This window comes from Planococcus notacanthi, assembly GCF_030407825.1.
Lineage (GTDB): Bacteria > Bacillota > Bacilli > Bacillales_A > Planococcaceae > Planococcus > Planococcus notacanthi.
Genome location: NZ_JASDCQ010000001.1, coordinates 230,754 through 252,158, shown reverse-complemented (window position 1 = coordinate 252,158; position 21,405 = coordinate 230,754). Strand labels below are relative to the sequence as shown.

21 protein-coding genes are annotated in these 21,405 nt (G+C 46.3%); 8 read left to right on the top strand and 13 right to left on the bottom strand.

The window, feature by feature from the left end:
- The first annotated feature begins 287 nt into the window (after positions 1-287).
- Positions 288-1,712, top strand: a complete 1,425-nt coding sequence (locus tag QMA01_RS01090; RefSeq protein WP_290214135.1) for an NAD-dependent succinate-semialdehyde dehydrogenase — start codon at positions 288-290, stop codon at positions 1,710-1,712.
- Between the two features lie 65 nt (positions 1,713-1,777).
- Here QMA01_RS01090 and thrB read toward each other — a convergent pair whose 3' ends face one another.
- Genes thrB through QMA01_RS01075 form a run of 3 tightly spaced genes read right to left on the bottom strand, consistent with a single transcriptional unit; the run spans position 1,778 to position 5,030 of the window.
- Positions 1,778-2,683 (bottom strand): homoserine kinase, encoded by a 906-nt coding sequence (thrB, locus tag QMA01_RS01085; RefSeq protein WP_290214134.1) that lies wholly within the window; start codon positions 2,681-2,683, stop codon positions 1,778-1,780.
- The gene (thrC, locus tag QMA01_RS01080; RefSeq protein WP_290184340.1) at positions 2,680-3,741 is read right to left on the bottom strand and encodes a threonine synthase; all 1,062 of its coding nucleotides are present in this window, start codon (positions 3,739-3,741) and stop codon (positions 2,680-2,682) included. Before thrC ends, thrB begins: the two co-directional genes overlap by 4 nt.
- A complete protein-coding gene (locus QMA01_RS01075) occupies positions 3,738-5,030 on the bottom strand; it encodes a homoserine dehydrogenase (protein ID WP_191713805.1) in 1,293 nt (430 codons plus the stop codon). The genes thrC and QMA01_RS01075 overlap by 4 nt, the downstream gene beginning before the upstream one ends.
- A 127-nt stretch (positions 5,031-5,157) precedes the next feature.
- Between QMA01_RS01075 and QMA01_RS01070 the strand changes: the two genes are divergently transcribed.
- Both QMA01_RS01070 and ahlS read left to right on the top strand, forming a co-directional pair.
- Complete coding sequence (locus QMA01_RS01070) at positions 5,158-6,522, top strand: aspartate kinase (RefSeq protein WP_290214133.1); 1,365 nt, start codon at positions 5,158-5,160, stop codon at positions 6,520-6,522.
- Positions 6,523-6,631: 109 nt separating this feature from the next.
- A complete protein-coding gene (gene ahlS / locus QMA01_RS01065) occupies positions 6,632-7,480 on the top strand; it encodes an AhlS family quorum-quenching N-acyl homoserine lactonase (RefSeq protein WP_191713803.1) in 849 nt (282 codons plus the stop codon).
- A 76-nt stretch (positions 7,481-7,556) separates the two neighbouring features.
- Here the strand turns inward: ahlS and QMA01_RS01060 are convergent, their stop codons facing one another.
- The 7 genes from QMA01_RS01060 to QMA01_RS01030 form a co-directional block, all read right to left on the bottom strand.
- On the bottom strand, positions 7,557-8,051 hold the full coding sequence (locus QMA01_RS01060) for a cupin domain-containing protein (protein WP_290214132.1): 495 nt from the start codon (positions 8,049-8,051) through the stop codon (positions 7,557-7,559).
- 67 nt (positions 8,052-8,118) lie between these two features.
- Positions 8,119-9,276 (bottom strand): aminotransferase class I/II-fold pyridoxal phosphate-dependent enzyme, encoded by a 1,158-nt coding sequence (locus tag QMA01_RS01055; RefSeq protein WP_290214131.1) that lies wholly within the window; start codon positions 9,274-9,276, stop codon positions 8,119-8,121.
- A gap of 33 nt (positions 9,277-9,309) precedes the next feature.
- Positions 9,310-10,599: a TRAP transporter large permease gene (locus QMA01_RS01050; protein ID WP_203339261.1), complete on the bottom strand. Its 1,290-nt coding sequence runs from the start codon at positions 10,597-10,599 to the stop codon at positions 9,310-9,312.
- Complete coding sequence (locus QMA01_RS01045; protein WP_290214130.1) at positions 10,596-11,090, bottom strand: TRAP transporter small permease; 495 nt, start codon at positions 11,088-11,090, stop codon at positions 10,596-10,598. The genes QMA01_RS01050 and QMA01_RS01045 overlap by 4 nt, the downstream gene beginning before the upstream one ends.
- 126 nt (positions 11,091-11,216) lie before the next feature.
- Positions 11,217-12,245: a TRAP transporter substrate-binding protein gene (locus QMA01_RS01040; protein ID WP_191713798.1), complete on the bottom strand. Its 1,029-nt coding sequence runs from the start codon at positions 12,243-12,245 to the stop codon at positions 11,217-11,219.
- Positions 12,242-12,907 carry a GntR family transcriptional regulator gene (locus QMA01_RS01035; RefSeq protein ID WP_290214129.1) on the bottom strand — a complete coding sequence of 222 codons (666 nt, stop codon included), beginning with the start codon at positions 12,905-12,907 and terminating at the stop codon, positions 12,242-12,244. The genes QMA01_RS01040 and QMA01_RS01035 overlap by 4 nt, the downstream gene beginning before the upstream one ends.
- Positions 12,908-13,004: 97 nt before the next feature.
- Positions 13,005-14,102 (bottom strand): TRAP transporter substrate-binding protein, encoded by a 1,098-nt coding sequence (locus tag QMA01_RS01030; RefSeq protein ID WP_290214128.1) that lies wholly within the window; start codon positions 14,100-14,102, stop codon positions 13,005-13,007.
- A 102-nt stretch (positions 14,103-14,204) separates the two neighbouring features.
- On the opposite strand from QMA01_RS01030, the gene QMA01_RS01025 reads away from it, so the two are divergent.
- Positions 14,205-15,569 (top strand): FAD-binding oxidoreductase, encoded by a 1,365-nt coding sequence (locus tag QMA01_RS01025; protein ID WP_290214127.1) that lies wholly within the window; start codon positions 14,205-14,207, stop codon positions 15,567-15,569.
- Between the two features lie 104 nt (positions 15,570-15,673).
- Here the strand turns inward: QMA01_RS01025 and QMA01_RS01020 are convergent, their stop codons facing one another.
- Positions 15,674-16,324, bottom strand: a complete 651-nt coding sequence (locus QMA01_RS01020; RefSeq protein WP_191713794.1) for a LytR/AlgR family response regulator transcription factor — start codon at positions 16,322-16,324, stop codon at positions 15,674-15,676.
- Positions 16,325-16,490: 166 nt separating this feature from the next.
- Here QMA01_RS01020 and aceB point away from each other — a divergent pair, with 166 nt between their 5' ends.
- Both aceB and QMA01_RS01010 read left to right on the top strand, forming a co-directional pair.
- Positions 16,491-18,092: a malate synthase A gene (gene aceB / locus QMA01_RS01015; RefSeq protein ID WP_203339254.1), complete on the top strand. Its 1,602-nt coding sequence runs from the start codon at positions 16,491-16,493 to the stop codon at positions 18,090-18,092.
- Positions 18,093-18,108: 16 nt separating this feature from the next.
- Positions 18,109-18,240: a YhfH family protein gene (locus QMA01_RS01010; protein WP_225218317.1), complete on the top strand. Its 132-nt coding sequence runs from the start codon at positions 18,109-18,111 to the stop codon at positions 18,238-18,240.
- Between the two features lie 184 nt (positions 18,241-18,424).
- Here the strand turns inward: QMA01_RS01010 and QMA01_RS01005 are convergent, their stop codons facing one another.
- The gene (locus QMA01_RS01005; RefSeq protein ID WP_191713792.1) at positions 18,425-18,718 is read right to left on the bottom strand and encodes a hypothetical protein; all 294 of its coding nucleotides are present in this window, start codon (positions 18,716-18,718) and stop codon (positions 18,425-18,427) included.
- Between the two features lie 154 nt (positions 18,719-18,872).
- On the opposite strand from QMA01_RS01005, the gene QMA01_RS01000 reads away from it, so the two are divergent.
- Positions 18,873-19,532: an HAD family hydrolase gene (locus QMA01_RS01000; RefSeq protein WP_191713791.1), complete on the top strand. Its 660-nt coding sequence runs from the start codon at positions 18,873-18,875 to the stop codon at positions 19,530-19,532.
- A 260-nt stretch (positions 19,533-19,792) separates the two neighbouring features.
- On the opposite strand, the gene pcp is transcribed toward QMA01_RS01000, so the two are convergent.
- Complete coding sequence (pcp, locus tag QMA01_RS00995; protein ID WP_290214126.1) at positions 19,793-20,401, bottom strand: pyroglutamyl-peptidase I; 609 nt, start codon at positions 20,399-20,401, stop codon at positions 19,793-19,795.
- 209 nt (positions 20,402-20,610) lie between these two features.
- On the opposite strand from pcp, the gene QMA01_RS00990 reads away from it, so the two are divergent.
- On the top strand, positions 20,611-21,387 hold the full coding sequence (locus QMA01_RS00990) for a transporter substrate-binding domain-containing protein (RefSeq protein WP_290214125.1): 777 nt from the start codon (positions 20,611-20,613) through the stop codon (positions 21,385-21,387).
- The last annotated feature ends 18 nt before the right edge of the window (positions 21,388-21,405 follow it).

Below are 21,405 nucleotides of genomic sequence, written 5' to 3'. Positions count from 1 at the left end.
GAACTCAAAGCTTTTTAAAGATAACTTGTATAATGATGCAATAGTAGCACACAAACAGCAGGGAATAAATAGAATAAAACGACTATTTTGAAATAATATTAAATTGAGTGGCCATTCATTTTTAATGTAACCGATTCCAATAGCTATATATTGCATATCCCTTTCCAGTTTTATAAATGTGTATATTTTGCGAACGGCATTCTTGCTGCTTCACTCCAAACGTTTACCTCCTCGCGTTTAGAGGTATTTATTAGGATAGGCAAAATTCAAAAGGAGGATTCGAACAAATGAATGGCAGACATTATATCAATGGTGAATGGACTGAAACAGGAGATGGAAAAATAGAGGTCATGAATCCGGCAACCGGCGAAGTTGTTGGCACAGTACCCAACGGGGGCGAAGAGGAAGCCACTGCTGCAATCGAAGCTGCCGCTTCGGCTTTTCCCGAATGGTCGAAGACAACAGCCTACCATCGTGCTGAACTGCTGATGAAATGGCATGATTTGCTGCTCGAGCATAAGGAAGAAATCGGTGAAATTTTAACGAAGGAAATGGGCAAACCTCTAGCTGAAGCTATCGGTGAAATTGAGTACTCGGCTTCTTTCGTTTCCTGGTTTGCTGAAGAAGGCAAGCGCATGTATGGACGCACTATTCCGGCAAGCAAAGAAGGCAAACGGATTCAAATCAACAAGCAGCCGGTCGGCGTTGTTGTATCCATTACCCCATGGAATTTCCCTGCAGCGATGATGGCCAGAAAAATGGCACCTGCTTTAGCTGCTGGATGCACCTTTGTAGCGAAGCCAGCGAAAATGACACCATTAACTGCTGTTAAAATGTACGAGCTGGCTATTGAGGCAGGCTTCCCTAAAGGTGTCATTAATCTAGTGACGGGCAGCGCCGGCAAGATCGGCAAAGTGTTCACCAGCCATCCGGATGTCCGCAAACTGACGTTCACAGGGTCTACAGAAATTGGCAAGGAATTGATGAAACAGGCTTCAGAAACTATGTTGAACCTTTCACTTGAGCTTGGAGGGCATGCACCTATCATCGTTTTGGAAGATGCGGACATGGACCTCGCTGTTGAAGGCGTCATGGCGTCGAAATTCCGTAATGCCGGACAGACCTGCGTCTGTGGCAATCGAATCTACGTTCAGAAAAGCATAGTTGAAGAGTTTTCCCAAAAACTCCAGCAAGCTGCAGGCAATCTGAAAGTCGGCAATGGTCTGGATGAAGGCGTACAAATCGGTCCGTTAGTCGACAAAGACGGCTATGAAAAAGTTGAGAAGCATGTTAATGATGCCGTCGAAAAAGGCGCCAAAGTATTGGTAGGCGGAGATGGCCGTACAGAAAACAACGCGTACTTCTTTAATCCAACGGTACTGGTCGATGCCACTTCAGATATGCTGGTCATGAATGAAGAAACGTTTGGTCCTGTAGCGCCAATCATGTCTTTTGAAACAGATGAAGAAGCAGTCAAACTGGCGAATGATACGCGCTTTGGCTTGGCGGCTTATTTCTTTACCGAAAGCATGTCACGCGGCACTTATCTATCCGAAAACCTTGATTACGGAATTGTCGGCTGGAACGACGGTGCCCCTTCTACTGCTCAAGCTCCATTCGGCGGAATGAAGGAAAGCGGCGTTGGCCGTGAAGGCGGACAAGAAGGATTGGAAGCCTTTTTGGAAACCAAGTATGTGTCCATTAAAATATAAATAGAGAACAGAAAATACCGCTCGAAAAAAGAAGCAGCCCGGAATTCCGGGCTGCTTCTTTTCGTTTAAATCACTGTTTCACATATTTTGATTCCGTGTGCAGATGGTCTGGTGACCAGGCATTCGTAATGCGGGAATTTTTCTTCCAATTGGGTTGCCACCTCTTTTTCATAGCCTTTTTCCACGGCGATGAACAAAGATGGACCAGCTCCGCTGATTGCCGCCCCGTAGACACCAAGTTCTAGGCACCCTTGCTGGATGGCATCGAAATCCGGGAATCTCTCTTTGCGGTAAGGTTCATGAAAAACATCTTTCTGCATCATCCGGCCTGCGGTTTTCCAATCCCCTCTCGCTAAAGCAGCCGCCATGACGTTGCCAGAAGCACTGCCCCGCGTCGCTGTTTTATGGGATAAGGTTTCCGGCAATAAGTTGCGGGATTCTGAAGTCAGGAATTCAGTCGGCGGAACCAGGATAACCACACCGATTTCCACTTCCGGAATATGGACGATTTCCAGTTCGTCTTCATCGAAATAGGAGATCGTCAGTCCCCCAAGAAGTGAAGCGGAAATATTATCAGGATGCCCTTCCATTTCCGTTCCTATTCTCAATTTCTCTTTCATCGGCAGTTTTAATCCGGCTAACCTGTCAGCAATTTCAATGCCAGCCGCAATTGCGGATGCGCTGCTGCCCAAACCTCTGCTCAACGGGATTTCCGTCTCGACCACCAATTTCGCGCTTGGCAATGGCTGTCCATATTTATCCGCAACAGCTTGGGCAGTAGCGACAATCAAGTTGTTGGCACCGCTCGCAATCCCTTGATAGCCTGAATCTTTATATTCGACCAGCCACTCTGCTGCTGGTGAGGCATGAACAAACATATGAAGATCCAATGCCAACCCGATCGAATCAAATCCTGGACCCAGATTGGCTGTTGAAGCCGGAACAGTTACTGAAAATTCTTTCCAGCTCATATTTTCACTCCTTTTTTCAAATCCTCCCAAAAGCGTTCCATGTCTTCTGGAACCAAAAGCGCTTTATGCTGATTGACCGAAATCGCTGTTTCCGGATCTTTCAATCCATTGCCTGTCAGAACAGCTACAACTTTTGAACCTTTCGGCAATTGGCCGCTCTCCACTTGCTTTTTGATGCCTGCGATGGAAGCACACGATGCCGGTTCTGCAAATACCCCTTCGGTTGAAGCCAACAACTGATAGGCTTCCAGAATCTCTTCATCGGTAGCTGCGAGAATCGTTCCGTTTGACTGGTCCAAGGCATCAAGTGCCAGCTGCCAGCTCGCGGGATTTCCGATTCGAATGGCTGTTGCCACTGTTTCGGGATTTTCCACAACTTTATTATTGACGATCGGTGCCGCTCCAGCTGCTTGCACCCCTAAGAGTGTCGGGCGTTTTTCGCCAGTACGTTCTGCGTACTCCGTGAACCCTTTCCAAGAAGCAGAGATATTGCCGGCATTGCCGACAGGCAACGCGAAAATATCGGGTACTTGGCCTAATTGGTCAATAACTTCAAACGCAATGGTTTTTTGTCCTTCCAAACGGTAAGGATTGACGGAATTGACGAGGGCAATGCCTGCCTCCTGGCCAACCTCACGAACCATCTGCAATGCTTCATCAAAATTGCCTTTGATTTCAAGAATTTCTGCGCCGTACATTTTCGCTTGCGCCAGTTTCCCAAGCGCAATGCGCCCTTCAGGAATGACGACAATTGTACGCATACCCGCTCTGGCTCCATAAGCGGCTGCAGAAGCGGAGGTATTACCGGTTGAAGCACAAATCAATACTGTTTTGCCTTCTTCTTTAGCTTTGGCGACAGCCATCACCATGCCGCGGTCTTTAAAGGAACCGGTTGGATTGGCTCCTTCCAGTTTTACATAGAGGTCAATTCCCCATTCTTCTGATAGTTTTTCCAAATGCACCAATGGTGTATTCCCTTCCTGTAATGTCAGTGAAGGTGTATGTTCTGTAACGGGAAGCCACTCTTTATGTTCTTCAATCAGTCCTTGCCATCTCATGCTGTTTCCTCTCCTTCTATGCGGTAATGGCTAATGACGCTCGCCGTTCCTTGTAATTCCTTCAATACATCCAAATGCTGCTGGCGTGAAATCTGATGCGTCAGCAGCACCAGTTCGGCTTTGCCGTCTTCGTTTGCCGGAGACTGTATAACCGACTGGATGCTCGCCCCATGCCTGCTGTAGACTGCAGTCATTTTCGACAACACGCCCACTTCATCATTTACAAGCAGACGGTGGCAATACTTCGAAAAGCATTTCGATTCTGGTTTTATAACGCGTTCATGCTGAGCTGCGTGTGCGCGTTTTCCGTTGACGCCCAACTGCAGGTTGCGGCAAGCTGCAATGATATCAGAGACCACAGATGTAGCCGTCGGCAATGAACCGGCACCTGGTCCATAAAGCATCGTTTCACCTACTGCATCGCCGTATATGTAAACTGCGTTGAATTCATTGTTGACCGAAGCAAGCGGATGTGAGTTCGCCAGGAAGATCGGCTCTACTGAAACTTCGATTCCATCTTCGTCTTTAGTTGAAGAACCGACCATTTTCATGGTATAACCAAACTTATTCGCGAGTTCCAGGTCACCGTCACGGATTTCTTTCATGCCTCTTACCAGGACATCATCCAAATGGACTTCGGTTGAGAAGGCCAGCGAAGACAAGATCACCATTTTCCTTGCCGCATCGATGCCATCGACGTCGGCAGAAGGATCGGCTTCGGCATAACCCAATGCAGTAGCTTCAGCTAATGCGTCGTCATAAGTCATGTTTTCTTTTTTCATTTTCGTCATGATGAAGTTGGTCGTGCCATTGACGATTCCCATCAGGCTCGAAATCCGGTCTGAAGCGAGTCCATCTTCCAATGTACGGATGATCGGCACACCGCCTGCAACACTGGCCTCGTAGAACAGGTCACACTTTTCAGCGTCTGCCAGTTTTAGTAGATCGTGGCCATATTCAGCCATCACATCTTTATTGGCCGTTACGACCTGTTTCCCATTTTTAAGCGCTTGTTCAATAGCTGACTTCGCGCCATCGATGCCGCCCATCACTTCAACAATAATATCGAGAGAAGAATCATTCAATATGTCTTCTATATCCGTCGTGAATACACTCGGATCTAAACTGGAAAGCCGGTCTTTATTGGTGTCTCTGACCAGTACTTTCTTTACTGAAACTTGGGCACCTAATTTATGATGCAAATCCTGCTGATGCTGCTGAATGATTTTAGCAACTCCGCTGCCCACCGTTCCAAGGCCTAATAATCCGATTGAAATTTCATTTTTCATTGACGATTCCTCCCATGGTGTGTACACTGTGAAAAAACAGCTGTTTTTGTCATAGGGACATTATAGTATTATATCTTAGTTAAAACAACCCTTTTACAGACTATTAAAAAAGATGGGACTTGATTGGATGAAAGTAAGCAAATTTGGCGGTACTTCAGTAGCTAGTGCACAACAGATCAAAAAAGTGGCAGCAATCGTTAAAGCAGAGCCTTCTCGTAAGATCATTGTGGTATCTGCTCCAGGCAAGCGATTTGATGGAGATGTAAAAGTGACAGATTTGTTAATTAATTTATCGGCAGCTGCGCTACGCGAGGAACCGACGGATACTCCCTTGGAAAAGGTCGTTGAACGCTATGCGGAAATTGCTGACGAGTTGGAGCTGGGCAATGACATTAAGCAAGTCATCAAAACAGACCTTCTGAACCGCCTTCAGGCAGATAAAAGCTCTCCCCCACTTTTTGCTGACTCGATCAAAGCAAGCGGTGAAGACAACTCTGCAAAATTAATCGCTGCTTACCTGACTTCAATCGGCTTGAATGCCGAATATGTCAACCCGTTTGATGCCGGTCTATTTGTAAACGGCTTGCCTGAACGGGCACAGGCACTTCCAGAAGCCTATGACCGATTAGCAGAACTGCGCAATAAAGAAACCATCACTGTTTTCCCCGGCTTTTTTGGTTATACAAAAGAAGGCGTTCTTCGGACATTCGAGCGTGGCGGCTCGGATATCACCGGATCGATTCTTGCAGCTTCCGTCAAAGCTGAGCTGTATGAAAACTTTACTGACGTCGATTGTGTGTTTGTCGCCAATCCACGCGTCGTCGCTAATCCGGTCGAAATCGAACAGATGACTTACCGTGAAATGCGCGAGCTTTCGTATGCGGGATTTGCCGTCTTGCACGATGAAGCTTTAATGCCTGTTTTTAAAGCAGCGGTTCCTTTATGCATCCGCAATACCAATAATCCATCTGCCCCTGGTACGATGATTGTTGCAGAACGCGACACTTCCCTGCGCCCGGTTACAGGAATTTCGGCAGATAGCGGTTTCTCGACGCTTTATGTCAGCAAATACCTGATGAACCGTGAAATCGGGTTTGGCCGCAAACTGCTGCAGATTTTGGAAGATGAGTGCATTTCCTATGAACATATTCCATCCGGCATCGATAACTTATCCGTCATTTTGCGCAGCCATCAATTGACTGCTGATAAAGAACAGCGGATTGTCGATCGGGTCAAATCTGAACTGCAGGCTGATGACGTCCATATCCGCAATGATTTTTCCATGATTGTTTTGGTTGGTGAAGGCATGAACAATACAAAAGGACTTACTGCACGTGCAGCAAACGCTTTTGCCAGAACCGGCGTCAACATCGAAATGATCAACCAGGGTTCTTCTGAAGTAAGTTTAGTCTTCGGCATTCTAAAAGAAGATGAACAAAAGATATTGAACGAATTATACAAAGAATTCTTTGAGCCTGCATTGGTTCATTAACCTCACTCCCTTTTAACTCCTGAACTTATTGGTTCAGGAGTTTTTATATCCCTTCACAGTAAACTGAATATTATGATATTATGTAATTATTCTGAGAGGGGGACATTTGATGACTGGTATTATCAAGGCAAACCCGAAACTGTACGTAATGGACAATGGCACATTGAGCATGGATAAGAACTACCTGATTTCCATGCATAATCCCGCAAGTGCAGAAAATCCAAATCCACCGAGTGAAATGGTGACATTTCCAGTCTACACCGTATTGATCGATCATCCTGAAGGCAAAATCCTGTTCGACACCGCCTGCAATCCGAATTCAATGGGTGCCGAAGGACGTTGGGGGAAAGTGACGCAATCACTGTTTCCGATTGATATGCCGGAAGAGTGCTACCTCCATCACCGCTTGGAGGAATTGAATGTCCGGCCTGAAGACATCAAATATGTAGTGGCTTCCCATCTGCATTTGGATCACGCCGGCTGCCTTGAGCTGTTCACCAATGCGACCATCATCGTTCACGAAGATGAACTGAATGGCGCTTTGCAGACCTATGCCCGCAACATGAAGGAAGGTGCCTATATCTGGGGCGACATCGACGCCTGGATCAAGAACAACCTGCAATGGCAGACCGTCAAACGGACAGAGGACGGGCTGCAACTGGCTGAAGGCATCAAAATCCTGAACTTCGGAAGCGGGCATGCGTGGGGCATGCTCGGCCTTCAGATACAAATGCCGGAAACAGGCGGCATCATCTTGGCCTCGGATGCCATCTATACGGCAGAGAGTTACGGCCCGCCAATCAAGCCGCCCGGCATCTTATATGATTCAGTGGGCTATACGACTGCAGTTGAAAAAATACGCAGAATCGCAAAAGAAACCAATTCCGATGTCTGGTTTGGCCATGATGCGAACCAGTTCAAAACGTTCCGTAAATCGACGGAAGGCTACTATGAGTAACAGAGTTGCACCTTAGACGCCTTTAACATGCAAAAGCCCCTTGCCTGAAAAATCCGGCAAGGGGCTTTTGTGAGTTTCATGACCAGTTTTCATTAACGGGTCCGCTGTCGCCGAAAACGGGATCCATTTTCGGCAACGGCGTGTTTTGGATATCTTCCAGCACATAAGGGCGCTCTCCGGGTTCACCGGTCTTGAGGTTATAAGAGACACCTCCCGGATAAGCTCCGACAATTTCAAAATCACTGCTGGCATCCAATTTTTTATGGCCGGTTCCTGCTGGAAGCAAGACCACATCCCCTGCTGCAATATCCAAAATTTCACCTTGCTCACCGCCCAGCTGCAGCGTGGCAGTTCCACTGAGTACCCCCAATACTTCGTGTGTATTGCTGTGGTAATGGTGATATTCAAATACACCGCCTGTCCAGCTGTTCGTCCACTCATGGCGGTTGAACACTTCTTCGATTTCTTGCGTATTCTCCTTGAAGGCAGCCGGATACACTATCACTTCAAGCGATCGGTTGTTAGGAATAACCCCATCGTCTTCAAATCGATAAAACCTAACAGTTTCCATGCCTATCAGCTCCTTTCTTTATGGAACTTTACCCCGATAGAAGCATAGTAATCGCAGAATCCTCGAATCAGTTTAATGTATCGATGAATTTCTCCAATCGGTCCATGCCTTCTTCGAGCACTGCCATGCTATAGGCATAGGAAATCCGCACAAAACCTTCGCCATATATTGTGAAGGCCGAGCCTGGTACTGCTGCTACTCCGCCTTCTTTCAGCAATCGCGTAGCGAACTCAAAAGATGAAATTCCGAATTTCTCAATCGACGGAAAAATATAAAACGCTCCATTCGGCAGGATGACATCAATACCCATTCCAGTTAAACGGCCATAGACGAAATCTCTTCTCTGAAGATACTCCTTATTCATTTCCGCAGGTAGGTAGCGTTGGTTTTTCATCGCTTCAAGCGCTGCAAATTGGCTTGGTACAGCTGCACAAATGGCATTATACTGATGAACTTTCAGTACATGCTTCATATACATTTCCGGCCCAAGCACAAAACCGATTCTCCAGCCAGTCATGGAATGTGATTTTGATAGACCGTGCACCAAAAATGTCCGGTTTCGTAAACTTTCAAAACGGGCAAATGTAGAATGTTTTTCACCATATGAATTTTCGCTGTATATTTCGTCGGTAACGATAAAGAGCTCATGTTTTTCCAGTACCGCAGCTACTTTTTCAAGCTGTTCCGACTCCATGGTGATTCCTGTCGGATTGGATGGAAAATTCATTAGCACGGCTTTGGTCCGGTCAGTAATCAAACCTTCCAGGCGCTGCGGATCGGGTTGGAAACCAGTATCTGAAGTGTCCAAATAAATCACTTTCCCGCCACATAGTTCGATGATCGGCTGGTATCCCGGATAAGCAGGTGCAGGCAAAATGACTTCATCGCCTTCTTCAAGAATCGCTCGAAAAAGGGAATCCAATCCTTCACTGGCGCCGTTGGTAACGATGACTTCTGTTTTATGGTCATAGTTCAACCCGTATTTGTCCTGGAAAAAAGACGCAATTTCCGCACGCAGCTCAAGCAAGCCTGCGTTATGCGTATAACTGGTCTGATCGTTGCGGATCGCCTCGATCGCGGCCAGTTTCACAGCTTCAGGTGTCGGGAAATCGGGTTGTCCAATCGTTAAGTTAATGGCTTCCGGAAAATCGATCAGTTGATTGGAAAACTGCCGGATGCCTGAAATTTCAATCGACTTGATCCGGCTATTAATAGAAATGCTCATACGTGACAACCTTTCTCTCATTAAAAATCTTCGTTATTCATAAAGTCCTGGCAGCCACAGAGATAGAGCAGGGATGAATGTGATGATCAACAGACATACAATCATCGATAACAAGAATGGCACAACGGCCAAAGCAATGCGTTCGAAGCGAACCCCTCCGACACTTGAAGCCACAAATAAGTTGACTCCAAGCGGTGGTGTGACAAAACCGATTGCCAAGTTGGCTACAAGAATGACACCGAAATGGATCGGATCCACTCCGACAGAAACAACAATCGGCAACAGAATCGGAGTCAGGACGACCAATGCCGAAATGGTATCAATGAACATCCCAACCACCAGCAACAATAAATTGACGGCTAAAAGAATGACCAATGGATTCGTCGACAATGCTGTTAAGTAGTCAGAGATTTCTCCTGGAATTTGTTCGATGGTCATAAAGTAAGCAAACGATACCGATAAACCAATGATGATCATCGTGGTGGCATTGATGACAATGGCTTCTCTGAAGCTTTCATAAAGTCCGTGCCAGGATAATTCTTTATAAACGAATTTGCCGATAATTATAGCATATACTACAGCAACTACGGCCGCTTCAGTTGGAGAAAAGATACCGCCGTATATGCCGCCCAGGATAATGACAGGAATCAACAAAGCCCATTTGGCGTCCCAGAAGGTTTTCAGCACGTCCTTAAATTCAAAGGACGATGCTTCGCCAGGTTCCGGCTTATAGCCACGCTTCTTGGAAATAAGATATGCAGTCAACAACAGGCCAGCACCGATGATCAATCCTGGAATAATGCCTGCCAGGAACATGCTGCCGACTGAAACTCCCCCGATAACCCCATACAAGACAAATGGAATACTCGGCGGAATGATGACACCGATAGATCCTGCAGAAGCTGCAACAGCTGACGCAAAGCCCCCGTCATATTTACGCGCAATCATTGCCGGGATCATAAAGCCGCCGATTGCTGCAACTGTTGCTGGACCTGATCCCGAAATAGCCGCAAAAAACATACAGGCCACGATGGTCACCATGCTCAATCCGCCTGTCATCCAGCCGACCAAAGCTGACGCAAACGCCAATAGCCTCTTGGAAACGCCGCCTTTTCCCATAAGAATTCCTGCCAGCATAAAGAACGGAATCGCCAGCAAAGGAAACGAGTCGAGTGAAGTGAATGCTTTTTGAGTGATGATGCTGAGCGGTAAAGTTGTGCCGAAATAAATCGCTGTCAACGCTGAAACGCCCAACGCAATCGCAATCGGTACGCCGATCAGCAAACAAATGAATAAGGTGCCGAATAACAGAGCTATTGTCATACCGGAAGGTCCCCTCCTTTATGCATCTCGTAATCGCCCTGCCAGATTTTAATCAATTGCTGGATCAATCGAATGCACATTCCGATGCCGCCCAGCGGAATTGCCAAAAAAGGAATCCACATCGGCAATTGCATCGCTGGCGTGACCTGTCCATTTGAAATACTGGTTAAAACGAGATCGGTTCCAAAATAAGCCAGGAACAAAGCCATTCCGAACCAGATCGCCAATGAAATCGTTTCCAGTATTTTTCTCGGCATCCCTTTAAAACGGGTGATAAAGGCTTCCACCCGTATATGTTCACGCAATTTAACGGCGTAGCTTGCTCCTATCCATACCTGGAAAATATGTATATAGCGAGCCATCTCTTCTGTCCAGCTGGGCGCATTGGAAAAAACATAGCGACCAACGACTTGGCTAAAAATCAACGCCACCATCACGACTAATGTAAAGACCAGAAAGGCCTCTTCCGCCTTTTCAAATTTCTTGATCATTCTTGCACTTCCTTTCTTAAAGAGAAACTTCAATCAGCACGGTATTTTCCATTCCTTTGGTCGTTAAAGCAGGAAAAATGAAGAATCAAGGAATTTCTTCCTTGATTCTTCAACTGTCCTTTTCACTTATCCTTCATTTGCTGCCAACGCGCGATCTATGACATCTTTGCCGATCTGATCTTCGTATTTCGTGTAAACGGATTCTGCCGCTTCACGGAATTGGTTGCGCTGTTCATCTGTCAAATCGTTGATCTGCATGCCTTCCGCTTCCAGCTGCTCCAGGAATTCTCCATCCTGCTGCTGTGCCAGTTCACGCTGTTCCGTCCGGAATTCTTCCGACGCTTCCGTGATCAGATCCTGCAGATCCGCTGGAAGGGTATTGTAGAAATCATTGTTCACCAACAAGGCCGTTGCTGCATACACGTGGCCAGTCAATGTCAGGTAATCCTGTACCTCGTAGAATTTATTTGTATAGTAAAGGGAAATTGGGCAATCCATGGCATCGTATGTGCCTTGCTGAAGTGCTGTATAAAGCTCCCCGAAAGCAAATGGAGAAGCGTTTGCTCCAAAAGCATTAAAGGTATCCGTATGCAATGGGCTTTCCAACGTCCGCATTTTCAGGCCTTCCATATCTTCCGGCGCTTCAATCGGCGCATCGTTATTGGAAACATGGCGGAATCCGTTCTCACCGAAGACCAAGCCTTTCATGCCGTTGTTTTCCAGATCAGCCAATAGTTCCTGGCCAAGCTCGCCGTCCAATGCGCGGTAAGCTGCTTCGTTATTATTAAACAGGAACGGCAGGTCAAATACCTGGAATTTCTCGTTGAATGAAGCCATTGCTGCGACAGCCGGAATCGTCATTTCAACATTGCCGAGCTGAACTGCTTCAATCGCTTCACGGTCCGAGCCGTATAGTTGGCCATTCGGATACAATTCCACTGTCAGACGGCCGTCTGATTCCGCTTCCAATTTTTCTTTGAATGCCACTGCTGCCACATGCGAAGATTGTTCTTCCGGCACTAGGTGAGCCAAACGAATGGTATACGTGTCTTCCCCGGCCCCGCCGTCTTCTGTCGACGTCGTACCGCTATCCGGTCTTCCGCAGGCTGATAAGATAAATAGTGCAATAAGAAATAGTCCAAGTAATTTTTTCATAGTTCCTCCTGTGAAATGTATTTCAGCAGCCGGCTTTCGATATTGTCCAAATGGATGGCCAACTGCTGTTTGGCTTCGTCGATATCACCATCTTCAATCGCCTTGAGGATGGACAAGTGTTCACCATATGCCTTTTTGGAACTATCGGCTGCAGTGTCTGACAGCAACAAAAATGCCCGGCTGCCGCCACTGTTAATGCCTTTTATCATTTCCTTCAAGCGATTGTTGGCATGGCTTTGATAGAGGAAGGAATGGAACTCCTGATCCAAATCCATAAATTCCACTACTCTTTCAGCTTGCACTGCCTGAAATTGGCGTTCTACGTTTTTTCTCAGTTCATTCATGACAGGCTGTTGATCTGCCTTCGAAAGATTTTCCAGTCCATAGATTTCCAATAACCTGCGCAACTCCATGATTTCCTGGACATCCTGGAATGTAAAGGCTGCTACTATGGCAGGCCGTGTTTTTCTTAACTCGATAAGCGCATCAACAGCCAGTCTTTTTAGAGCTTCTCTTAAAGGCGTCCGGCTGATGCCGAGTTCCAATGCCAGTTTTTCTTCCGGCAATTCCTGGCCCGGTTTCAACTTTCCAGTAATGATCATTTTCTTGATATACTCGTATGCTTGATCCGCCAATGTGGCTTGTTTCACGATTTTCTCCATAATTCCTCCCCTCTACATAAAAATCTTGTACAGTGTATACTGTATACAGAAAGTATAGAATAGACAGATTCGTTTGTATAGTAAGAATTACAATTTTCTAATAACTTTCTCTCTTTACCGGTTTGCTTGAAATCAAAAAAACCAGGGAACGCTCCCTGGTTGCCACTCTTTTGTATTCATTCGCCGCCAATGCCCGATCGATCAGATCTTTGCCGATTTGGCTTTCGTATTTCTCATAGACAGACTGCGCTGCTTGACGAAATTCATCGCGTTTTTCAGCTGTCAAATCGTTGACTTGCATGCCTTCCGCTTTCAGTTGTTCCAGGAATTCAACATCCTGCTGCTGGGCGAGTGCACGCTGTTCATCCTTGAATTCCTCAGACGCTTCCATGACCAGTTGCTGCAGATCTTCAGGCAAGCTAGTGTAGAAATCGTTGTTGGCCAGAAGAATGGCAGCTGCATAGACATGTCCCGTCAAAGTTAAATAATCCTGGACTTCATAGAATTTATTCGTGTAGTACAGGGAAATCGGGCACTCCATCGCATCATACGTTCCTTGCTGCAAGGCCGTATAAAGTTCTCCAAACGCAAATGGAGAGGCATTGGCTCCGAACGCCTTAAAAGTATCTGTATGCAATGGATTCTCCAGGGTCCGCAGTTTCAGCCCTTCCATGTCTTCAGGGGATTGGATCGGCTTGTCGTTATTGGAAACATGCCGGAAGCCATTTTCACCGAATACCAGTCCCTTTAAATCGTTTTGCTCCAGACTGTCCAGCAGTTCCTGGCCCAGCTCTCCGTCCAATGCTGTATAGGCGGCATCGTAATCATTAAAAAGAAACGGCAAATCGAAAACCAGAAACTTCTCATTGAATGAAGCTAATGGGGCTACCGCCGGAATGGTCATTTCCAGATTGCCCAGCTGTACCGCTTCAATCGCTTCACGGTCCGATCCATATAATTGGCCATTCGGATACAATTCTACAATAAGCCGCCCATCAGACTCTTCTTCCAGTTTTTCTTTGAATTTCAAAGATTGGATATGGGCAGAATGTTCTTCGGGCACCAGATAAGCTATTCGGATTGTATAGGTTTCTTGTTCTCCTTCTTGTTCTGTTGAAGTGGATTGATCAGCAGGCCGTCCGCAAGCAGCAAGCAACACCAGTAAAATCAGTGCAAATCCGATGAGTTTTTTCATAGCTCCTCCTCAGTGATTTTTAGACTCTTTACCCTGATTTGAATTTGTACTAAACCTTTGTCATTCATCAATTATTAATAAAATAAAAGGAGAGTCACCCGCATGACAAATCATTGGATCACGCAAATAGAAAGCATCTTAAAAACAGATCAATATTCAAAAAGCATCAGCGAATTATACAGGCATAGCCATGATGAATCCGAGCATCCACCTGTCGAACCTGAACTTGTCTGCTTCCCGGAATCCACAGAGGATGTGATCGCCATCATGAAAATTGCCCGTGATGCTTCCATTCCTATTACTCCATTCGGCATCGGTTCAGGCTTGGAAGGACAAGCCATTCCTTTGAATGGCGGGATTTCGCTTAATTTCGAACGCATGAACCAAATCGTGAAATTTTCACCCGAAGACTTATTGGTCACCGTTCAGCCCGGCATCACGCGCCTGCAATTGAACAACATCATCAATCGGCATGGCCTGCAGTTTCCGGTGGACCCTGGTGCAGATGCATCCATCGGCGGCATGGCGGCCAACAACGCCAGCGGAACCACAGCAGTGCGCTATGGCGTCATGCGTGATCAAATTGTCGATTTGGAAGTGGTATTGGCAGACGGCACATTGCTCCATACCGGCACAAAAGCCAAAAAATCATCTTCCGGCTACCATTTGACCGGGCTGTTCACCGGTTCAGAAGGCACGCTTGGCATCATTACGGAAATCACATTAAAGCTACACGGAATTCCTGAGCACACCATTGCTGCCAGTTGTACTTTCGAAACTCCCCACCAATGTGCAGAAGCCGCACATATGATTTTGCTGAGCGGCATTCCTGTCCAGCGCATGGAATTCGTCGACGCCTATAGCATTGGAAAAGTGAATGCTTACGGAAACTATGGACTGCCTGAAAAGCATTCCCTCTTTTTTGAGTTTGCCGGCATGAAAAATGCTGTTGAAGAAGAAGCGGCTTTGGCACAAGAACTGATGCATGACATGAACGCTGAAAATTGGCGTGTTGCGGCAGATTCAGAAGAACGGGCGATGATTTGGAAAGCCCGCCATGAAATGGCTTACGCCTTCAGGCATCAGTCCGGAATGACTGTCACGGGCGGTGATGTCTGCGTACCGATTTCCAAACTTCCGGAACTCATCGATTACGCTCTGGAACTCATTGCAGAAAGCGGATTGGAAGGCGGAGCCTTGGGACATATCGGCGACGGGAATTTCCATACGACGATTTCATACGATGCCAAAGATCCTGTCCAAAAACTGGAAGCTGAAAAAATCAACGAAAAGCTCGCCTTCCGTGCCATTGAATTGGAAGGCACGTGCACAGGTGAACATGGTGTCGGGCTTGGCAAAATGAAATATCAGGATGCCGAACACGGAGCAGCTATTGCTGTCATGAAGAATATGAAGCGCATGCTGGATCCTGATAATTTACTGAACCCAGGAAAAATGTTTGCATAAAAGCCAGCTGAGGAGTAAAAATCCTCAGCTGGCTTTTCGTTTTCCCTGCTTTAAGGGTCAGTTGCCATGAAGAACCCTGCCGAGTGAAGTTTCTCTGTATTCGATTAAAACCCCAGCCGTTCCCTTACACTTGCAGTGTAATTTTGGCTTACCGGCAAAACTGAGCCGTTTCTAAGGGTCAATTGATAATTTGATGCAATATCCCGGGAGATTTCTTCTATATAATTGATATTCACGATATAAGAGCGGTGAATCGGCAAGAAGGTATCCGGCAATTGATGCTTCAAGTTTTTCAGGGTATGGATAGAACAATAGGTTTCCTGCTCCGTGTAAAACCAGGTTTTCTTTTGGCTGCTTTCAATATGGGAAACTTGATCGATTGGAACCGGCTTCCACGTTTCGTCGATTTTCCCAGTTAAAAATCGGATCGGCTGTTTTTTGCGGACTAAGTAATCAGGCGGCAGGATGATCACCAACACACCTTCAATGCCGCCAAACCTGATTGGGTAACCGATGCCATAATAAGCTGTTCCCAAAATCGATTCCTCTACATACATCTCAATCCGCTTCCCATCGGTTTTTGCACGTGCAGCAATACTGCCTGGCAGTACGGGTTCGCCTTCCCGGATCTTCAAGTCATGAATACCTGCTTTATAGTAGATGTAGCTATCCTCTACCGCAATCGCAATCGATGCTTCTTTCGGAATCCAGTCTCCCATAATAAACCCCATTTGTTCCAACATACTGTTTTCCATCCCCTGACTCCCCTTCCAAATGTGTTTATCCCCTTATAACTGCTTTTATCGCTGAATACTCCTTTTCGTCCTGTTTGCAAGACAGTTAGAATTTTCTGTTATATATTAATATACATCAAAACAAACTGTATTAATACAGATGTTCTAAATTTTTTCTCAGAAAGGGATGATTTGTTTGTTGACTAAATCGACTGTGACTATAAAAGGTGAAAAAGTTCCGGGAATGGAGACAATTTTAACACCTGAAGCTTTAGAATTTATTGAAAAGCTTCATACAAATTTTGATAAACAGCGAGTTAAACTTCTCGAAAAACGACAAGTTCGCCAAAAAGAAATTGATGCCGGCAAGAAACTCGACTTTCTTCCTGAAACCAAACATATCCGAAATAATAATTGGACCATTGCCCCACTCCCAGAAGACATGAAGGACCGACGTGTCGAAATCACAGGTCCGACCAACCGGAAAATGCTGATCAACGCATTGAACTCCGGCGCCAAGATGTTCATGGCGGATTTGGAAGACGCTACTGCACCAAATTGGTTCAACGTCATTGATGGACAAATAAATTTACGTGATGCGGTTCGACGCCAAATTGATTTTGAAGCTCCTGAAACCGGAAAGAAGTATGCTTTGAATGAACAAACAGCAGTGTTGATGGTTCGTCCTCGCGGCTGGCATTTAATGGAGAAAAATATCCATATTAACGGACAGCCGATTTCCGGCAGCCTGGTCGATTTCGGATTATACTTTTTCCACAACGCTAAAGAATTAATTGAGCGTGGAAGCGGCCCTTATTTCTATCTTCCAAAAATGGAAAGCCATTTAGAAGCTCGCCTGTGGAACGACGTTTTCGTTTTCGCACAAGATGAACTGGGGATTCCGCAAGGCACCATTCGAGCAACTGTATTGATTGAAACCATTTTGGCTGCATTTGAAATGGATGAAATCCTCTACGAATTACGCGATCACTCTGCTGGCTTAAACTGCGGGCGCTGGGATTACATCTTCAGCGTCATCAAACGGATGCGCAACCTTCCGGAATACATTTTCCCGGATCGTTCACAAGTGACGATGACCGTCCCGTTCATGCGAGCCTATACACAGCTTTGCATCAAGACTTGCCATAAACGCAATGCACCGGCACTCGGCGGGATGGCCGCTCAGATTCCTGTTAAAGGAAATGATGAAGCCAACGCAGCTGCATTCCAAAAAGTAGCAGAAGACAAACGCCGTGAAGCGGTGGACGGCCACGACGGCACATGGGTTGCCCATCCCGGGATGGTCGCAATCGCGATGGAACAATTCAACGAACACATGCCCACTCCTAACCAGATCGATAAGAAACGGGAAGATGTCCAAGTGACGGCTGCGCAACTAGTTGAAGTTCCCGAGGGCACGATTACAGAAGATGGCCTTCGCTCCAATATTTCAGTCGGTATCCAATACATCGCTTCCTGGTTGTCAGGAAACGGCGCAGCACCTATCAATAACTTGATGGAAGATGCCGCAACAGCTGAAATTTCACGCTCTCAAGTATGGCAATGGATTCGCCACCCGAAAGGGATTTTGGAAGACGGCCGTACTATCGATGTTTCGTTATTCCATGAAGTTACCGAAGAAGAAGCCGCCAAAATCAAACAAGCCGTCGGCGAAGCGAAATATTCAACTGGAAACTACGCGGAAGCCCGCGAATTGTTTACAAGCCTCACGCTGCAAAGTGATTTTGCTGAATTCCTGACACTGCCTGGGTACGACATACTAAACTAAACCATTGGAGGAGATCATGATGAAAAACACACAGACTTATGAAACTCGCTCGAAAAAGGAATGCCGGGAATGTGGATGCGAAATCAAGGAACAACGTGAATCGATCATCTACGAATGTGAACGCTGCATCGGAAAAATAGAAGAATAGAAGAAACTTAAAAAAGAGGATGACCCAAAAATGGGTCATCCTTTTTTAAAGTGAGGACAATCAGGAATAATCAGGCCAAGACTCCCGTGAATTCCTCTAAAATTGTTTTTTCCGTTTACGAAAGCCTTCTGCCAATGAATCTGCCATAACAAAACCGCCCAACACAGAAAATGGGCGGCTGGTTTTAGTTTTGATCTGACGATTCGAAACGATAACGGGTATCTTCTTCGAGTTTATTAAAGACTTCAATATAGCGGGTGCCGCCCTGTTCTGTTTCTGTGGGCGCTTCATCCCCATCAAGAATATCAGCGAGGGGCCGTGCATCGGGTTCGATGATGACAGAATCAAAATCTTCCATCAATCCTTGAAGTTCGCTATAGTTTTCGATATCTTTATCTTTTTTCACTTCTTGAAACAGCCGGTCCGACTCTTCCTGAGTCAATTCGACGTAACCGACTGTGATGCGCTGCTTTTCCATCGTAAAACCTCCTGTGGCGTAATTATTCGTTTAACCTTCCATACCCTTAAGAAGAAAATGCCTAAACCTGCAGCAGCCATCCGCTGGAAGAGGCTCTGTTTTTCCGCTATGATAATAGCAATAGAAAAAAATTGAGAAACCGGAGTTGATCACCTTGCGTGTAGCCATATTTGATTTTGACGGAACTTTGTATTCGAAGGAAACTTTCCAGCTGATGATGGACCATTTGAAAAATCATCCTGAGCACAGCAAACGCTACCGCCAATTTTACCGGGCCATCATGCCTCCCTATATCGGCCATAAACTGAAAATCTATCCCGAACGGAAAATGCGCGAACGTTCTGTCCAAGCCTATCTGTCTGCGCTCGAAACTTTCACGAAAGTTGAGCTGGAACAGTATTTCGGCGAAATTGCAGACCGAATGCACGGCGATATGAATCCGAACGTCGTTGAGCGTTTGAAAAACCATGTAGCCAACAACGATTACGTCATGCTGGTATCGGGAGCCTTTACACCGCTTCTGCATGCGGTCACAAAACAATTGCCGATCAAGACCATCATTGGAACAGAAATCCTTTATAAAGACAACGTCCTGGATCACCGGACACCCATTTCACATATCCAGGGCCCTCTAAAGACAGCCAAAATCAAAGAAGCACTCGAAGGCCAGGACATTGATTGGGCCAATAGCTACGCATACGGCGACAGTCATTCAGACTTGCCCGTGCTTGAACTTGTAGGCCATCCGGTAGCCGTCCAACCCGAAGAAAGACTGCGGACAGTTGCTGCCAAGCGCAATTGGGAAATCATCTAATCAGAAGAAGGGGCTGTTCCATAAGTCTCTAAAATAAAACAGCCGGAGAGAAAGAAAGCCTTTTTCTCCGGCTGTTTTTTGATGGGGGAATACGTTTTCTGAGAACAGCTGGCTGATGGGAATGGAGGCGGCGACTCCAGCGGGAACAGCGCGAGCTGGAGCCACTGGACTGAGCGCAGCGAGGGAAGCGGCAGAAGCCGTGCCCTCGGAACGCGTCCGCCGCACTGGACATCAGCCGGGTCTTTTGGGACAGCCCCTTTTTATGCTTCTTCCAACGCTTCGATACAAATCCGAACGCCTCTCAATAAATCCTCATGTGACCAGCTCGGAATGCGGCCATGCTGAATTGCCAATTCATGCGAAGCCGGTATATGGATAAATCCTGTTTTCATCTCTGGTTTAGTAGTTTTCGCATAATGCAATCCTTCATACATGACATTATTGCATAGATATGCACCCGCCGTATTGGAGATCGTTGCAGGCAAACCATTAGCAAGCAGGCTGTCGACCATTTTCCGGATGGGCAACGCGGACAGATATGCCGGCTCTCCTTCTTCGCGAATCGGTTCATCGATGGGTTTATTGCCTTCATTGTCAGCAGCCCCGTCTTTGACGTTGATCGCAATCCGTTCCGGCGTAATCTTATAGCGCCCCGCTGCAAGGCCAAGAGAAATTACCGCATCCGGATTTTCCTCCGCGACGAAATCAAGCAGCATTTTTCCAGACGCATTGAAGTCCACCGGCATAATCTTCCCGATAATTTCATAGTCCCCAATTAAATCACCGTCCAGCTCTTCTACTATTTTCATCGTTGGATTGACCGTAAAATCCAGGAATGGTTCAAACCCGGTCAAAAGCAATTTTCTCATTTTATCGCCTCCTCCCTGTTATTATACGCAACCCATTTCCCTTTTCCCACGAGTGCCCACTGAGGAATTCTAGTGAGCCGGCCTTTGTCCTTTTAAATTTCTGAAAAAATAAACTTTTCCCACTCTCATAAAAAAACTTCTCAAAAACAGAATGATGTGTTAAAATTCATTTTAATGAATAAACATACATCACTTAGGGGGAACTATCCATGATTAAGAAAAAATCACTGATCGCTTTGTTCGCATCATCTGCCTTACTGCTTGGAGCATGCGGAAGCGACAGCTCGAGCGAAGGCTCATCAGAAGAAAAAAAGGTTTTGGAGATGGGCACATCCGCTGAATTCGCACCTTTTGAATCGCGCAATCCCGAAGGTGAAATTGTCGGCTTCGATATCGATCTAGCCAACCACATCGCAGATGAATTGGGATATGAACTTAAAATTACCGATATGAAATTCGATGGCCTTATCGGTGCTTTGCAGAATGACCGCGTCGATATGGTGATTGCCGGCATGTCTGCTACAGAGTCTCGTAGAGAAAATGTTGATTTCTCTACAGAATATAACCACTCGGGCGAAATGTTCGTCACGCTAAAAGATTCAGAATTGACTACACTTGAATCATTGGAAGGAAAAAGTGTAGGCGTCCAGCTTGGCACTATCCAAGAAGAAGGTGCGAAAAGCATCATTGCAGACGAAGGCATCAACTTTGAATTGAAAGCACTGGATGATTCCGGCGCTTTGATCCAGGAAATCCTATCTGGCCGCATCGACGCTGCATATATGGATAAACAAGTGGCGCTGGGCTATATCGAAGCACAGGATTTAGGAGCTTTCGATGACCCGACAACGGCTTCTCCGGGCATGGCTGTCGCTTTCCCGAAAGGCAGTGACCTTGTTGAAGACGTGAATGGTGTACTTGCCGAAATGGAAGAAAGCGGCGAGCTGGAAGAACTGAAGAAAGAATGGCTGACTGACGAAGAGTAAACTTTCCTTTAGAAATGA

Bases quoted from the DNA above. Each gene is read 5' to 3' on its own strand.
- QMA01_RS01090 (WP_290214135.1), top strand. From the start codon at position 288: ATGAATGGCAGACATTATATCAATGGTGAATGGACTGAAACAGGAGAT.
- thrB (WP_290214134.1), bottom strand. From the start codon at position 2,683: ATGAGCTGGAAAGAATTTTCAGTAACTGTTCCGGCTTCAACAGCCAAT.
- thrC (WP_290184340.1), bottom strand. From the start codon at position 3,741: ATGAGATGGCAAGGACTGATTGAAGAACATAAAGAGTGGCTTCCCGTT.
- QMA01_RS01075 (WP_191713805.1), bottom strand. From the start codon at position 5,030: ATGAAAAATGAAATTTCAATCGGATTATTAGGCCTTGGAACGGTGGGC.
- QMA01_RS01070 (WP_290214133.1), top strand. From the start codon at position 5,158: ATGAAAGTAAGCAAATTTGGCGGTACTTCAGTAGCTAGTGCACAACAG.
- ahlS (WP_191713803.1), top strand. From the start codon at position 6,632: ATGACTGGTATTATCAAGGCAAACCCGAAACTGTACGTAATGGACAAT.
- QMA01_RS01060 (WP_290214132.1), bottom strand. From the start codon at position 8,051: ATGGAAACTGTTAGGTTTTATCGATTTGAAGACGATGGGGTTATTCCT.
- QMA01_RS01055 (WP_290214131.1), bottom strand. From the start codon at position 9,276: ATGAGCATTTCTATTAATAGCCGGATCAAGTCGATTGAAATTTCAGGC.
- QMA01_RS01050 (WP_203339261.1), bottom strand. From the start codon at position 10,599: ATGACAATAGCTCTGTTATTCGGCACCTTATTCATTTGTTTGCTGATC.
- QMA01_RS01045 (WP_290214130.1), bottom strand. From the start codon at position 11,090: ATGATCAAGAAATTTGAAAAGGCGGAAGAGGCCTTTCTGGTCTTTACA.
- QMA01_RS01040 (WP_191713798.1), bottom strand. From the start codon at position 12,245: ATGAAAAAATTACTTGGACTATTTCTTATTGCACTATTTATCTTATCA.
- QMA01_RS01035 (WP_290214129.1), bottom strand. From the start codon at position 12,907: ATGGAGAAAATCGTGAAACAAGCCACATTGGCGGATCAAGCATACGAG.
- QMA01_RS01030 (WP_290214128.1), bottom strand. From the start codon at position 14,102: ATGAAAAAACTCATCGGATTTGCACTGATTTTACTGGTGTTGCTTGCT.
- QMA01_RS01025 (WP_290214127.1), top strand. From the start codon at position 14,205: ATGACAAATCATTGGATCACGCAAATAGAAAGCATCTTAAAAACAGAT.
- QMA01_RS01020 (WP_191713794.1), bottom strand. From the start codon at position 16,324: ATGGAAAACAGTATGTTGGAACAAATGGGGTTTATTATGGGAGACTGG.
- aceB (WP_203339254.1), top strand. From the start codon at position 16,491: ATGATTTGTTTGTTGACTAAATCGACTGTGACTATAAAAGGTGAAAAA.
- QMA01_RS01010 (WP_225218317.1), top strand. From the start codon at position 18,109: ATGATGAAAAACACACAGACTTATGAAACTCGCTCGAAAAAGGAATGC.
- QMA01_RS01005 (WP_191713792.1), bottom strand. From the start codon at position 18,718: ATGGAAAAGCAGCGCATCACAGTCGGTTACGTCGAATTGACTCAGGAA.
- pcp (WP_290214126.1), bottom strand. From the start codon at position 20,401: ATGAGAAAATTGCTTTTGACCGGGTTTGAACCATTCCTGGATTTTACG.
- QMA01_RS00990 (WP_290214125.1), top strand. From the start codon at position 20,611: ATGATTAAGAAAAAATCACTGATCGCTTTGTTCGCATCATCTGCCTTA.